The 13,255-nt window shown below is 69.3% G+C and carries 13 protein-coding genes and 1 pseudogene; 2 read left to right on the forward strand and 12 right to left on the reverse strand.

Features of this window, described 5'->3' with window-relative positions:
- Positions 1–1,039, reverse strand: a pseudogene (locus EK403_RS22170) (hypothetical protein); the annotation flags it as partial.
- 175 nt (positions 1,040–1,214) lie between these two features.
- On the opposite strand from EK403_RS22170, the gene EK403_RS03875 reads away from it, so the two are divergent.
- The gene (locus tag EK403_RS03875) at positions 1,215–1,823 is read left to right on the forward strand and encodes an LOG family protein (RefSeq protein ID WP_128776459.1); all 609 of its coding nucleotides are present in this window, start codon (positions 1,215–1,217) and stop codon (positions 1,821–1,823) included.
- Here EK403_RS03875 and EK403_RS03880 read toward each other — a convergent pair.
- The 5 genes from EK403_RS03880 to yajC are packed head-to-tail and all read right to left on the reverse strand — an operon-like array spanning position 1,820 to position 6,068.
- Positions 1,820–2,668, reverse strand: a complete 849-nt coding sequence (locus EK403_RS03880) for a phytoene/squalene synthase family protein (protein WP_128776200.1) — start codon at positions 2,666–2,668, stop codon at positions 1,820–1,822. The genes EK403_RS03875 and EK403_RS03880 overlap by 4 nt on opposite strands.
- Positions 2,665–3,045, reverse strand: a complete 381-nt coding sequence (locus EK403_RS03885) for an Mth938-like domain-containing protein (RefSeq protein ID WP_128776201.1) — start codon at positions 3,043–3,045, stop codon at positions 2,665–2,667. Before EK403_RS03885 ends, EK403_RS03880 begins: the two co-directional genes overlap by 4 nt.
- Before the next feature lie 16 nt (positions 3,046–3,061).
- Positions 3,062–4,042: a protein translocase subunit SecF gene (gene secF, locus EK403_RS03890; protein WP_128776202.1), complete on the reverse strand. Its 981-nt coding sequence runs from the start codon at positions 4,040–4,042 to the stop codon at positions 3,062–3,064.
- Positions 4,043–4,059: 17 nt separating this feature from the next.
- A complete protein-coding gene (secD, locus tag EK403_RS03895) occupies positions 4,060–5,670 on the reverse strand; it encodes a protein translocase subunit SecD (protein ID WP_128776203.1) in 1,611 nt (536 codons plus the stop codon).
- Between the two features lie 53 nt (positions 5,671–5,723).
- A complete protein-coding gene (yajC, locus tag EK403_RS03900; RefSeq protein WP_128776204.1) occupies positions 5,724–6,068 on the reverse strand; it encodes a preprotein translocase subunit YajC in 345 nt (114 codons plus the stop codon).
- Between the two features lie 344 nt (positions 6,069–6,412).
- Between yajC and EK403_RS03905 the strand changes: the two genes are divergently transcribed.
- Positions 6,413–7,276, forward strand: a complete 864-nt coding sequence (locus tag EK403_RS03905) for an ATP-binding protein (RefSeq protein WP_128776460.1) — start codon at positions 6,413–6,415, stop codon at positions 7,274–7,276.
- Positions 7,277–7,396: 120 nt separating this feature from the next.
- Here EK403_RS03905 and EK403_RS03910 read toward each other — a convergent pair whose 3' ends face one another.
- From EK403_RS03910 to EK403_RS03935, 6 genes are all read right to left on the reverse strand, one after another.
- Positions 7,397–8,695 carry a LysM peptidoglycan-binding domain-containing M23 family metallopeptidase gene (locus tag EK403_RS03910; protein WP_128776205.1) on the reverse strand — a complete coding sequence of 433 codons (1,299 nt, stop codon included), beginning with the start codon at positions 8,693–8,695 and terminating at the stop codon, positions 7,397–7,399.
- Between the two features lie 123 nt (positions 8,696–8,818).
- Complete coding sequence (locus tag EK403_RS03915; protein WP_128776206.1) at positions 8,819–9,481, reverse strand: protein-L-isoaspartate(D-aspartate) O-methyltransferase; 663 nt, start codon at positions 9,479–9,481, stop codon at positions 8,819–8,821.
- A gap of 17 nt (positions 9,482–9,498) precedes the next feature.
- Positions 9,499–10,263, reverse strand: a complete 765-nt coding sequence (gene surE / locus EK403_RS03920) for a 5'/3'-nucleotidase SurE (protein WP_128776207.1) — start codon at positions 10,261–10,263, stop codon at positions 9,499–9,501.
- 165 nt (positions 10,264–10,428) lie between these two features.
- The gene (gene serS, locus EK403_RS03925) at positions 10,429–11,826 is read right to left on the reverse strand and encodes a serine--tRNA ligase (RefSeq protein WP_128776208.1); all 1,398 of its coding nucleotides are present in this window, start codon (positions 11,824–11,826) and stop codon (positions 10,429–10,431) included.
- A gap of 183 nt (positions 11,827–12,009) precedes the next feature.
- Positions 12,010–12,801 carry a twin-arginine translocase subunit TatC gene (gene tatC / locus EK403_RS03930; RefSeq protein ID WP_128776209.1) on the reverse strand — a complete coding sequence of 264 codons (792 nt, stop codon included), beginning with the start codon at positions 12,799–12,801 and terminating at the stop codon, positions 12,010–12,012.
- Positions 12,798–13,255: twin-arginine translocase subunit TatB (locus EK403_RS03935; protein ID WP_206659474.1), on the reverse strand; the 458-nt coding region annotated here is incomplete at its 5' end. The genes EK403_RS03935 and tatC, both read right to left, overlap by 4 nt.

Here is a 13,255-nt window from a genome sequence, read left to right on the forward strand (position 1 = left end):
CCACCTCGGCGTCCGCCTCGTAGTCGAAGCGCGCCTCGGCCCGCGAGATCACCTTGCCCGACGCGCCATCGACATGGTCGACGCGCGCGACGTAGCGGCCAGGCGTGAGACCGCGCTCCACCCTGACGGACCAGCGCTGGTCGGCGCCCGCGACCGGCTCCGCGATCAGCGCGTTGTTGAGATAGACGCGGAGCCGCGCGCCGTTCGGCGCCGTGCCCTGCATGAAGAAGCGGCCCCTCTCGGCGTCGACCGCTCCGAGCGAGAGCGCTGCGACCGTCTGGGCCGACGTCCTCGCCCCGCCCGGCTCGCGGCGCGCCGTCTGCGTCCCGGGAGCGGCCGGCGCGGCCGCGGACGCCTGGCCAGGCTGCTGCAGAACCTTCGAGGGCGCGTTGGGCTCGTTCAACACCACCACCACCTCCGTCGACGGAGGCGCCGGCACCGAGACGGTGACGGACTGCTCGGAGACCGCCGATCTGCCGTCAGGCGTCGTGACCCTGAGCCCGAGCTGGTGGTCGCCCGGCGGCAGCTTCGGCGGGACCATCGCGAAATTGCCCGCGGCGTCGGCTGTCGCCTTGTCCTGCGGCTTGCCGTTGGCGGTCAGCTCCACGGAGCAGCCGGCCGGGCATCGTCCGGCCACGACCAGTTCGCCCGACGGCTCGACGCGCACGATGTCGAACGCGCCCTTCTCCGCCGACGGAGCGGCGGACTTAGGCGTCCCCGAGGCGTTCGGCGAAAGCGCGGCGACGTCCGAGCCCGGCGCCCCGGGCTCCGTGGGCTGGGCGCCCGGCGCGGCGGGGCTGGCGGATGGGCTCGTAGGAGCGGCGAAGGGGGGCGTCGCGTCGGCGGGCTTGCCCGCTTCGGGCTTGGCCGACGGCTTGCCGGGGACGCTCGGGACGAGGTCGACCACCGGCGCCTCAGTCTTCGCCGTCCGGCCGCCATCGGCGCCGGGCGTCCAGCCTTCGCGCCACGCGTAGGCGGCTGCGGCCAATGCGACCACGACAAAGCCGATCGCGAATCCGCGCCTCAATGCCGGGTCCATCGTCGTCCTTCGCGCCTCGTCACGCCGCGCCGAAAGGCTGTCGCCACCCTGTCGCGAGGCCGTCAATCTCCATGTCCTACAAGGACATGCGTCAACATGCACGTTGTCCGATGGAATCGGAAGTCGCGGCGGGGCGCGCTTGACCGGCCGCGGCGCGGAAGGCCAACTCGACGCCATGATCCGAATCCGCACCGTCTGCGTCTATTGCGGCTCGAGCGCCGGCTCCCGTCCCGAGCATCTCGCCGCCGCCGAGGCCTTCGGGCGGCTCTTGGCCGAGGCCGGCGTCGGACTCGTCTATGGCGGCGGCGATATCGGGCTGATGGGCGCGATTGCGCGCTCGACGCTCGCCTCCGGCGGCCACGTCACCGGGATCATCCCGCAGTTCCTGGTCGACCGCGAGGTGATGCTAGGCGACGTCCAGGAGCTGGTCGTGACCGCCGACATGCACGAGCGAAAACGCCTGATGTTTGAGCGCTCCGACGCCTTCGTGGCGCTGCCGGGCGGCGTCGGCACGCTGGAGGAGCTTGTCGAGCAGCTCACCTGGGCGCAGCTCGGCCGGCACGACAAGCCGATCCTGATCGCCGATCTCGCGGGGTTCTGGACGCCGTTGATTTCCCTCCTGGACCATATGGCCGTGGAGGGCTTTCTCCGGCCGGGCCTCGACGTGCCCTACCTCGTCGCGACGCGCGTCGAGGACATCCTCCCCGCCCTTGAGGCCGCTGCGCCGCTGCTGCAGGAGCTCGCCGACGACGCGGACGCGGCCGCGCCGGTCGGGCAGCTCTAGAAAGGCGGCTCTCGGCGACTGGCGTTCCAAAGCCGGAGGAGCATCCGCCAGCGGGGCTCTTCCGGCGGCGGAGCGAAAGGCGCCGCCTTGCGCGCGATCCGATCGAGGTCTCGGTCCACGAAGCAGAGCGGTAGCGTCGCCGCGCGGCCCGAAGGCGCAAGCGCCGTATACGCCGTCCTCGCCTCGGCGAGCCGCTTCCGGCCATGGCCCGCGAGCGCCACGACCAGGCGAGCCAGCGCAGGACCGCCGGGGCCCGACACGACCTCGTCGCGCGAGACGTCGTGCTTGGCCATGAGGTCGACGGGCAGCAGGATCTGGCCACGCGCCACATGCTTCGGAAGCAGGCGGAGCAGGCGCGCGAGGCCGTCCGCCACGCCAGCGAGCCCCGCGACATCGGAGCCGCCCGGGTCCTCGCCGCGAGCGGCGACCAGGGTCGCGAGCCTGAGCGTCGCGGCCGAGGTGGCGCCGAGCCGGGCTTCGAGGTCCTCAAGGGACGCGATAGGGTCGTCGTAGAGATCGTCGATCCATGCGTCCGTGAGCGCGAGCAGCGCCTCGCGCGGCAGGCGGCCATAGGCGATCGCGCCTTCCAGCGCCTTCGCCACCGGATGGGCGACGGCGTCGGCGCGCTCGGGATCGGCGAGCGCGTCGCGCCACCACTGAAGCCTGATCTCACCGACCATCGGATCGCTGACGATGTCGCGGACGCGCGCGAGCTCGATCTCGAAGGCATAGAGGGCCAGGAGATGAGGCCGCGCGGGAGCGGGCGCGAACAGAGTGGCGGCGTAACGGCCGAAATCCGCGTCGCGGACGAGGCTCGCGACCGTGTCGTCGGGAACCGGGCTCACCTCACCGCGAGCAGCGCCGCAGCGACCCGCCTCCGCTCGCCGACCAGGATGTTCCAGGTGCGCGCCGCAGCGCCCGTCGTCATCACCTCGACCGTGATTCCGGCGGCCTTAAGCGCTTCGCGGGGCGCAGGACGCAGCGGAACGAGATCGGCGCCGGAGCCGACCAGCAGCGTGTCGATCTCGTCAGCCTCGGCCAGCACCCTCGCGAAGGCCGCCTCGTCGAGCTCGTCCGGGGCGGCGTAGGGCCAGGCCCACATGCCCGAAGGCAGGCCGAGCAGCGAGCCCTTGTGCGCGAGATCCGCGAAGCGGAAGCCGCCGCCGCCATAGGCGTCGATCAGCTGTCGGCCTGGCAGATGGCGGCGGTCGGGTTCAGCCATGGGCGGAGCTCCGCCCTCAGGCCATCCCGCGCGGGGCGGCGGGCGCGCGGCTCGCGGCCTCGCGGGCCGCGGCGTCGGCCTTGGCGTCGGCGGCCGCGCGCGCCGAGGTCTTGACGCCGAGATAGATCAGCATCGGGGTCGAGACGAAGATCGCCGAATAGGTGCAGATGATGACGCCGTAAAGCATCACATTGGCGAAGCCCTGGATCGCCTGTCCGCCGAACAGCACCAGCGCGAGCAGCGACAGCGCCGTCGTGGTGGCGGTCATCACGGTGCGCGACATGGTGTGGTTTATCGAAAGGTCCAGAAGCTCTTCGGTCGGGATGTTCTTGTATTTTCTCAGGAGCTCGCGGGTGCGGTCGAACACCACCACGGTCTCGTTGAGCGAGTAGCCGACGATGGTCAGGATCGCGGCGATCGAGGTCATGTTGAACTCCTCCCTGGTGATCAGGAAGAAGCCGACGGTGAGCACGATGTCGTGCAGCGTGCCGATGATCGCGCCGATCGCGAGGTTCAGCTCGAAGCGGAACCAGAGATAGACCAGCACCGCCATGATAGACAGCACGACGCCGAGCGTGCCGGCCTGGACGAGTTCGCCCGAGACGCGGGGGCCGACCGTCTCGACGCGGCGGATCTCGTACTCGCCCTCGAACGCCCTGCGGGCGTCCGACACAAGCTTGGACTGCGCCGCCTCGCCGCCCGGCTGCACGCGGAAGCGCACCGAGACCTGCCCGCCCTGCCCGAACTCCTGGACCTCGACCTCGCCGACCTCAAAGGAATGCGAGGTCTCGCGCACCTTGGCGATGTCCGCCTGGCCGGATTTCGCCTGCAGCTCCATCAGCGTGCCGCCGGTGAAGTCGATGCCGTAATTGAGGCCCTGCGTCATGAACAGGACGAGCGTCATGACGGCGATGAAGGCCGACAGCGGAAACGTCACCGCGCGCCAGCGCACGAAGCGGAAGTTCGAGTCGTCGGGGAACAGGCGGATCAGGCGCATCGTGTCTGTCTCCCCGCTCAGAACGGCAGGGTCTGGGGGCGGGCTCGGCGGTACCAGAGCGCGATCATCATCCGCGTCATGGTCACGGCCGTGATGACGGTCGTCACGATGCCGAGCAGGAACACCACCGCGAAGCCGCGCACCGGGCCCGAGCCCAGCAGGAACAGGATGAGGGCGGCGATCGCCATGGTCGAGTTCGAGTCGATGATGACCGCAAAGGCCTGTTTGAAGCCCGCCTCGATCGACGACACCATGTTGCGCCCCGCGCGGAACTCCTCGCGGATTCGCTCATAGATCAGCACGTTCGAATCGACCGCGGTTCCGATCGTCAGCACGATGCCGGCGATGCCGGGCAGCGTCAGCGTCGCGCCGAGCAACGACATCAGCGCGAAGATGAAGACCACGTGGACGGTCAGCGCGATGTTCGCGAAGAAGCCGAACACGCCATAGGTCGCGAACATGAAGACGATCACGAAGGCGGCCGCGTACCAGGTCGCCCGCGTGCCGGCGTTGATCGAATCCTGGCCGAGGCCGGGCCCGACGGTGCGCTCCTCGATCACCGTGAGCGGCGCCGGCAACGCGCCGGCGCGCAGCAGCACCGCGAGGTCGTTCGCGCTCTGGACGGTGAAGTTGCCCGAGATCTGGCCCGAGCCGCCCGTGATTGGCTCGTTGATGCGAGGCGCCGAGATCACCTCATTGTCGAGGATGATGGCGAAGGGCTTTCCGACATTGGCCTGAGTGACGACGCCGAACTGGCGGGCGCCGCGATTGTTGAAGCGGAACGAGACGATCGGCTCGTTGGTGCGCTGGTCGAAGCCGGGCTGCGCGTCCGTCAGGTCCTCGCCCGAAACCATCACGCGCTTCTCGACCAGGATCGGCGTCTTATTGCCGTTCTGGTTCTCGAACAGCACCTCGGAGCCCTCCGGCGGCCGGCCCGCGGCGGCCTGTTCGGGCGGCACCGAGAGGTCGACCAGGCGGAACGACAGCGCCGCCGTCTTGCCCAGGATGTCCTTCAGGCGCTGCGGATCGTTGAGGCCCGGCACCTGGACCAGGATGCGGTCGACGCCTTGCCGCTGAATAGACGGCTCGACCGTGCCGAGCTCGTCGACGCGCCGCCGCACGATTTCGATCGATTGGTCGACGGCGGCGCGGATGCGGGCCTCGATCGCCGCGTCGTTCAGGGTCACGGTCACGACGCTGTCGCCCTGCTGAGCGACCTCGACCTCGTTGGGGCCGGCGCCGCCGAACACCGAGGTCGACGCCGGAACCGCGAGCGTGCGCAGCTTTTCGAGCGCGAGCCCCATCTGGCCGGGCTCGCGGAGCGTCGCCCTGACGATCTTGCCGTCGAGATTGATCGCCGTGGTGCCGACCCGGGCCTCACGCAGCACCCGGCGGACGTCTTCCCGGACCGCGTCGATGCGCGCCTTGCGCAGCGCCTGGCCGTCGACCTCGAGCAACAGCTGCGAGCCGCCCTGCAGGTCGAGGCCGAGCACGATTGTGCGGGCCGGGAACCAGCTCGGATAGGCGTCGCGGACCGATTTCGGCAGGACGTTCGGAAGCGCGAAGATCACGCCGAGCGCGCAGAGCGCCAGAACCGCGATCGTCTTCCAGGTCGAGAAATACAGCATGGATCGTCGATCATTTCAGGGCGCCGCGACATGGCGGCGCCCATGTGGCGGCGTCAGGGCGTCTCGGACTTGACCGGCTCGCCCTTGGCCTTGACCTCCGAGATCATGCCCCGGGACAGCCGGGCGCGGACATTGTCGGCGATCTCGATCTGCACCTCGTTGTCGTCGATGACCTTGGTCACCTTGGCGATAATGCCGCCGGCCGTGACGATCGTGTCGCCGCGACGGACATTCGTGATCATCTCGCGATGCGCCTTCACCCGCTTCTGCTGCGGACGCAGGATCAGGAAGTACATGATCACGAAGATCAGCACGAAGGGCATCAGCTGGATGAAGAAGTCCGCCCCTCCGGGAGCGGCGGCGGGCGCCGCTTGGGCGAGTGCAGGCGTGACGAACATTCGAGGCTCCGGAGGAGGTTTCTGGCCGGACCGGACGGACCGGCGGAAACGCGTCAGATCGCGCCGGCGCGGCTGGGGCCCGGCGAAACGCGGCGGACTATAGCCACGGCGCCCGTGAAAGCAAATCACGCCAAAGAGGGCGCCGAAGGGCGGCTTTCGGGCGCGCGGACGAGGGTCGGCCGTCGCGGAAGCTCGCGTCGTGGTCCGGCTTGACCGGACCACCCACGTCACCCATAGGGCTACGCCCTGAAGGGGGCCCTCCGGTCAAGCCGGGAGGACCATGAGCCTCGTTCTAAGGCGTCAGCAGATTCGGAAATCCGCACGTGTCCGATCCGTTCTACTCCATGCCCGCGACCGACACCCGCGACGAGTTGCTCGCGCGCATAGCCGACGCGCTCGACCGGATGGCGCCCGCGCGCCCGCAGGCCCCCGACTTCGAGGCGGCCGACGCCTTCGTCTGGCAGTCCGCGGAGAAGCGGCTGACGCCGGTGACTCGCGTGTCCCGCGTGGAGATGACGCTGCTGAAGGGCATCGACCGCGTCCGCGACATGCTGCTCGACAACACCTTCCGCTTCGCCCGCGGCAAGCCGGCGAACAACGCGCTGCTCTGGGGCGCGCGTGGCATGGGTAAGAGTTCGCTGGTGAAGGCCGCGCACGCGACCGTCGCGGCCGCGCTCGAGGCGGAGAGCATGCCGAAGCTGAAGCTCGTCGAGATCCACCGCGAGGACATCGAGACGCTGCCGGTGCTGATGTCGCTGCTCCGGGCCGCGCCGTTCCCGTTCCTGCTGTTCTGCGACGACCTCTCGTTCGATCTCGAGGACACATCCTACAAGTCGCTGAAGGCGGTGCTGGAGGGCGGCATCGAGGGGCGGCCCGAGAACGTGCTGTTCTACGCGACCTCGAACCGCCGCCACCTGCTCGCCCGCGAGATGATCGAGAACGAGCGCTCCACCGCGATCCACGCCGGCGAGGCGGTGGAGGAGAAGGTCTCGCTGTCGGACCGGTTCGGCCTCTGGCTCGGCTTCCACCGCTGCAGCCAGGACGAGTTCCTGGCGATGGTGACGGGTTACGCCGAGCATTTCGGGCTAAAGATTGCGCCCGACGAACTGCGCCGTGAGGCGCTCGAATGGGCGACCACGCGCGGATCGCGCTCCGGCCGCGTGGCGTGGCAGTTCATCCAGGATCTGGCGGGACGCGAGGGCGTGTGATCGAAATGCGTCATCCCGGACGGCCGTCAGGCCGATCCGGGACCGCGTTCCGACTAGAGCTCGATCCTGACGACGATCCCGGCTCGCGCTTCGCGCGTCCGGGATGACGCCGACTTCGACTCACACGTCTGGCAGGTGCTTCAGCGGGTCGACCGTCTGGGCGCCCTTGCGGACCTCGAAGTGGAGCTGGGGCGAGGTCACGCTGCCGGTCGAGCCGGACTTCGCGATGATCTGGCCGCGCCGCACCGTGTCGCCGCGCTTCACGTTCAGCGCGCTGTTGTGGGCGTAGGCCGTGACCCAGCCGTTCGAATGGCGGATCAGCACGAGATTGCCGAAGCCCTTCAGCTCGCTGCCCGAATAGGCCACGACGCCGTCGTCCGAAGCCTTCACGTCGGTGCCTTCGGGCACCGAGAGGTTGATGCCGTCATTCGACGAGCCGCTGGCCTTCGAGCCGTAGCCCGAGATGACCCGGCCGCGCACCGGCCAGCGGAAGGATGGGCCCGCCGGCTCGGCGGCAGGCGCCGGATCGACCTTGAGTGCGGCGGTCTTGACGCTGTCGTCGGCGGCCGCGGGCTTTGCGGCGACAGGCTTGGCGGGGGCCGGCTGCGAAGCCGCGACGCTCGGCTTCAGCGCGGGCGCTTCCGCGACCTTCGGAGCCGGCGCCGGCTTCGTCGGCTCGACGGGCTTGACGGCCGCGACGGGCTTCTGCTCGAAGCCCTTGGGCTGCGCGCCCTGCACGAACTGCATTCTCTCCTTCGGCGCGGCGGGCGCCGGAGCCGCGGCCACCGCGGCCGGACGCATGGGCGCCGGGCGGGCCTGCACGGGCGCCGGACGGGCCGGAGCCATCGCGACGCGCTCGCCGCCGACGCCCGGATGGGCCGGGATCACAAGCCGCGTCCCCTCGCCCACGCCGTTGGCGTTCGACAGGCCGTTCGCCTGCATGATGGCGCTCGCCGACACGCCGTAGCGCCGCGAAATTGTCTGGAGGCTTTCGCCGCGGCCGAGCGTGACGGTCATCCCGCCGCCGGCCGCTATGTTAGAGGAGGCGCGGGTCGCCGGCGCAGCAGGCCGGGCGATCGCGGACCCCGACGACGACAAGGAACCGGTGGACTGGGGCTCCACGCGCGACTGGCGGTAAGACCCGTCGCCTGCGCCGTAGCCGTACATCGGCCGGTTCTGGGCGGCGCTCGGCGCGCCGAGCGGGGCGCGCTCGACCCGCGACGACGGCGCGGCCTGGATCGAGGCGGTCGTGTCCTGCCGCGGCGCGGGTTCCGAGGAGGCCGACGAGAAGGGGTTCGAGAACGGATCGCCGAAGCGTGTGCTGTCCGAGCTGCAGGCCGCGGTGGCTCCGGAAACGAGGGCGACGGCGGCGACGCGGACCAGCAGGCGGGAACGCAGGGGGCAGACGGTGCTACGCATGATGGAGACTCGCGACGAACTCGACCGACATGAGTTGAGTTAAAGCGCGTTGAGGTAAACGGAGGGTTATTGGCTACGGGATTCGCCACGATGCCGCCGCAAATCTTGATCGGCGGCGTGGCCTCAGAGCGCCAGCGCCACGCCCTCGAGCATCGGCGGCAGCCGCGCCGCTCCCACGGTCGTCTCTTCGAGCGAGCCGTCCTTCGCCTTGACGATTCGCGTGAGACGCTGGCCGCTCGTCGGACCGACCGCCGCCACCATGACGCCGCCCGGCTTCAGCTGGTTCAGGAGCGCGGAGGGCGGCGTCTCGATGGCGGCCGAGATCAGGATGCGCTCATAGGGCGCCTGTTCGGCTCGGCCGGTCGCGCCGTCGCCCACCAGATAGGTGACGTTCGCTCCGAGCCCGAGGCCCGAGACGCGGCGGGCGGCGTTCTCGCTCAGCGTCCGCCATCGCTCGATCGTGACCACGCGGCGGGCGAGCCCAGCGAGAATCGCGGTCGCGTAGCCCGACCCGGTGCCGATCTCCAGCACGCCGTCGAGCTCACCGACATTCAGCGCGTCGAGCGCAGCGGCGATCTCGGAGGGGCGCTCGATCGTCTGCCCGCAGGCGATCGGCAGCGCGCGGTCCTGATAGGCGTGCTCGGCGAGCCGGGAGGGCGTGAAGACCGAGCGGGGAATTGTCTCGATCGCGGCCAGCACCCGCAGCGACCGCACGCCCCGGCTCCGGAGCGCCAGCACGAGCTCCGCCCGACGCGTGCGTTCGACGTCGTCGTCGGGCTGGGGCATGCTCGATTCTCGGGCTGTCAGGCGAACGCGGCCTTCAGTCCGTCGAACAGGCGCTCGTCGGTCAAGTCGATTTTCAGCGGAGTCACCGAAATCCGCCGCTTGCGGATCGCCTCGAGGTCGGTGCCCTCGCCCGGCTGGAAGTCGGCGCGGCCGAACACGATCCAGAAATAGGGGTTTCCGCGGCCGTCGGCGCGGCCCTCGATCTTGAGCAGCTCCTGGTTGCGCTGGCCCTGGCGAGTGACCGAGACGCCCGTGACTTCGCCGGCCGCGCAGCCCGGGAAATTGACGTTGACGAGCCGGTCCGGCCCGAAGCCGGCCTTGACGATCTTGCCCACGACCTCGGCCCCGTGGGCGCGCGCGGCGTCGAACATGTCCTCCAGATCCTCGCGCTTGCGGTCGAAATTCTGGCTGAGCGCGATCGACGGGATGCCGAGCAGCGTGCCCTCGATCGCGCCCGCGACCGTGCCCGAATAGGTGACGTCTTCGGCGACGTTCTGGCCGCGGTTGACGCCGGAGAGGATGAGGTCCGGCCGTTTCTCCTTCAGCACGTGGCGCACGCCCATGATGACGCAATCGCTCGGCGTGCCGCGGACGGCGAAGCGTTTCTCGCCGATCTCGCGCAGGCGCAGCGGGTCGGAGAGCGAGATCGAGTGCGAGGCGCCGGACTGGTCGGCCTCGGGCGCGACGATCCAGACGTCGTCGGAGAGCTCCCGCGCGATCTGTTCGAGCGTCTCGAGCCCCTCGGCATGGACGCCGTCGTCATTGGTGATGAGGATTCTCATGTCGTCTTTCAGCTGATCGCGGACCCGCCGCGCCGATGTTCCGGCCTTGAGCCGGGACCCATAAACGCGACGATTCGGAAGAGGACGTGACGGCGACGGGCCTTGTCCAGACAAGCGCCGCGCCGGATGGGTCCCGGCTCCAGGCCGGGACATGCGCGGTGCGCTTCAAGACGCCCGCTCGATCAGCTCCAGCCCGCCCATATAGGGCTTCAGGACCTCGGGCACGGCGATCGAGCCGTCGGGCTGCTGGTAGTTCTCCAGCACCGCGACCAAGGCGCGGCCGACCGCGACGCCGGAGCCGTTCAGCGTGTGGACGTAGCGCGGCCCCTTGCCCTCCGCCGGCCGATAGCGCGCGTTCATGCGGCGCGCCTGGAAGTCGCCGCAGACCGAGCAGGACGAGATCTCGCGATAGGCGTTCTGGGCCGGCAGCCAGACCTCGATGTCGTAGGTCTTCTGAGACGAAAAACCCATGTCGCCGGCGCAGAGCGTGACGGTGCGGAAGGGCAGCTCCAGGCGCTTGAGCACTTCTTCGGCGCAGCCGAGCATCCGCTCGTGCTCCTCGAGGCTCTTCTCCGGCGTGGTGACGGAGACCAGCTCGACCTTGGTGAACTGGTGCTGGCGGATGAGCCCGCGCGTGTCGCGCCCCGCGGCGCCCGCCTCGGCGCGGAAGCAGGGCGTGCCGGCGGTGACGCGGAGCGGAAGCTCTTCCTCCGAAAGGATCTGCTCGCGGACGAGGTTCGTGAGGGAGACTTCGGCGGTGGGGATGAGCCAAAGAGGTTCTGAGAAACGAAAAACAGCATCAAAGAAATCATACGGCTCGCCCTTTTCCATGTGGGGTCGAACCCTCGTGATCAGCTCGTTAAGATCTCCGACTGAGAAATCTTTTTTTGGAAGACGGACACCCATGAACTGATCGTCGCGGAATTTCGGCAGTTGCGCCGTGCCGAACATGGCCTCGTCTCGAACCAGCAGCGGCGGCGCCACCTCCGTGTAGCCGTGCTCGCCGGTGTGCAGGTCGAGCATGAAGCTCAGCAGCGCGCGCTCGAGTCGTGCGACGCCGCCTTTCAGCACCGCGAAGCGCGCGCCGGACATGCGCGAGGCCGCCTCGAAATCGATCAGGCCGAGCGCCTCGCCGAGGTCATAATGCGCCTTGGCGTCATGGATCGGCTTCGGCTCGCCGACCCGGTGAAGCTCGACATTGCCACTCTCGTCCGGCCCGTCCGGCACCTCGGCGAGCGGCGAGTTGGGGATGCCGGAGAGCTCGGCCGCAAGCTCGTCCTCCAGCGCCTTCTGCTCGGCCTCGGCTGCGGGCACGTCCTGCTTCAGGCGACCGACCTCCTCGATCAGCGCGGCGGCGCGGGCCTCGTCCTTCTGCGCCTTGGCCTGGCCGACCTCCTTCGACGCCGCATTGCGGCGCTCCTGCATGGCCTGCAGGCGGCCGATGACCTCCCGGCGCTTCTCGTCCTTCGCGATCAGCGAGGCCGAAAGCGGCGCGAGTCCCCGACGCCCAAGCGCGCGGTCGAAGGCTTCGGGGTCGTCGCGGATCAGGCGGATGTCGTGCATGGGGGTCCCGGAAAAGGCTGAACGAGAAAGCGACGCTGCAACAATGCGCTGCGTGCTTCGAGACGCCTCGCTGACGCGAGGCTCCTCAGCATGAGGATCGTGGAGGATGGCAAGCCGGAAACCTCCTCATGCTGAGGAGGCCCGCAGGGCCGTCTCGAAGCACGCAGGCGGCTCGTCCAACCGCTAGGCTTCGTCAGGCTCGTCCGCGTCTTCCGCGGCCTTCTTCTTCTCGACCATCTTCACCACGTAGATCGAGATTTCGTAGAGAAGCAGAGTCGGCACCGCAAGGGCGATCTGGCTGATGACGTCGGGCGGCGTCAGCACCGCGGCGACCGCGAACACCACGACGATGGCGTAGCGGCGCTTCGCCACCAGCCAGGCCGCGTCGATGAAGCCGGCGCGGGCCAGAAGCGTCAGGATCACAGGCGTCTGGAAGCAGATCCCGAAGGCGAAGATCAGCGTCATGATCAGCGACAGGTACTCGCTGGTCCGTGCGATCAGTTCGATCGAGGGCCGGCCCTCGCCGCCGACCTGCTGCATCGACAGGAAGAACCGCATCGCGAGCGGCATCGCGGCGAAATAGACGAAGGCCGCGCCGAACAGGAACAGGATCGGGGTCGCGATCAGGTAGGGCAGGAAGGCGCCGCGTTCGTTCTTGTAGAGGCCGGGCGCGACGAACATGTAGATCTGGTTCGCGACGATCGGAAAGGAGATGAAGCCCGCGCCGAACATCGCGAGCTTGATCTGGGTGATGAAATATTCCTGCGGCGCGGTGTATTGGAGGCGGATGGCGGCCGAGGAGCCGGCCGCGATCTCGTAGGGCACGAGCAGGATGTTGAAGATGTGGCCCGCCACCGCGAAGCAGAGGCCAAAGGCGATCACGAAGGCCACGATCGAGCGGATCAGCCGCGACCGGAGCTCGATCAGATGTTCGATGAGCGGCGCCTTGGTGGCGTCGATGTCGGCCTGCGTCACGCGGCGGCTCCGGGCGGCGGCTCGGCCGTCTCGTCGTCAGGCTTCGCAACCCCGGGCTTGACCGCGCCGTTCGCCTTGGCGGCGCTCTTTCGCGCGCGCTTCGGCCTTGGCCCCGGCTCTGCTTCAGGCGTCGGAGCGAACTCCGCCTCGGTCGGGGCCGGCGGCTCGGCGGGCGCCTCGATCGCGGGCCGCGGCGCGAAGGCGGAGGGAATGTCGGATTCAGGATCGGCCTTGGGCGTCCCGCCAGAAAGCGCCGAGGGCGCGGGCGCCGGCTTGTCGTCCCACGCGTTCTTAAGCTCGTCGCGGGCGATCTGGAACGGGTTCGGGCCAGCGAGCTTCGAGGCCTGGTCCTTCAGCCCCGTGACCTCGCGCTTGAGGTCGTCGAGCTCGGCCTCGCGCATCGCGTCGTTGAACTGGGACTGGAACTCGCCCGCCATGCGGCGCAGGCTCCCGC

It is taken from the genome of Hansschlegelia zhihuaiae (assembly GCF_004103825.1).
Lineage (GTDB): Bacteria > Pseudomonadota > Alphaproteobacteria > Rhizobiales > Methylopilaceae > Methylopila > Methylopila zhihuaiae.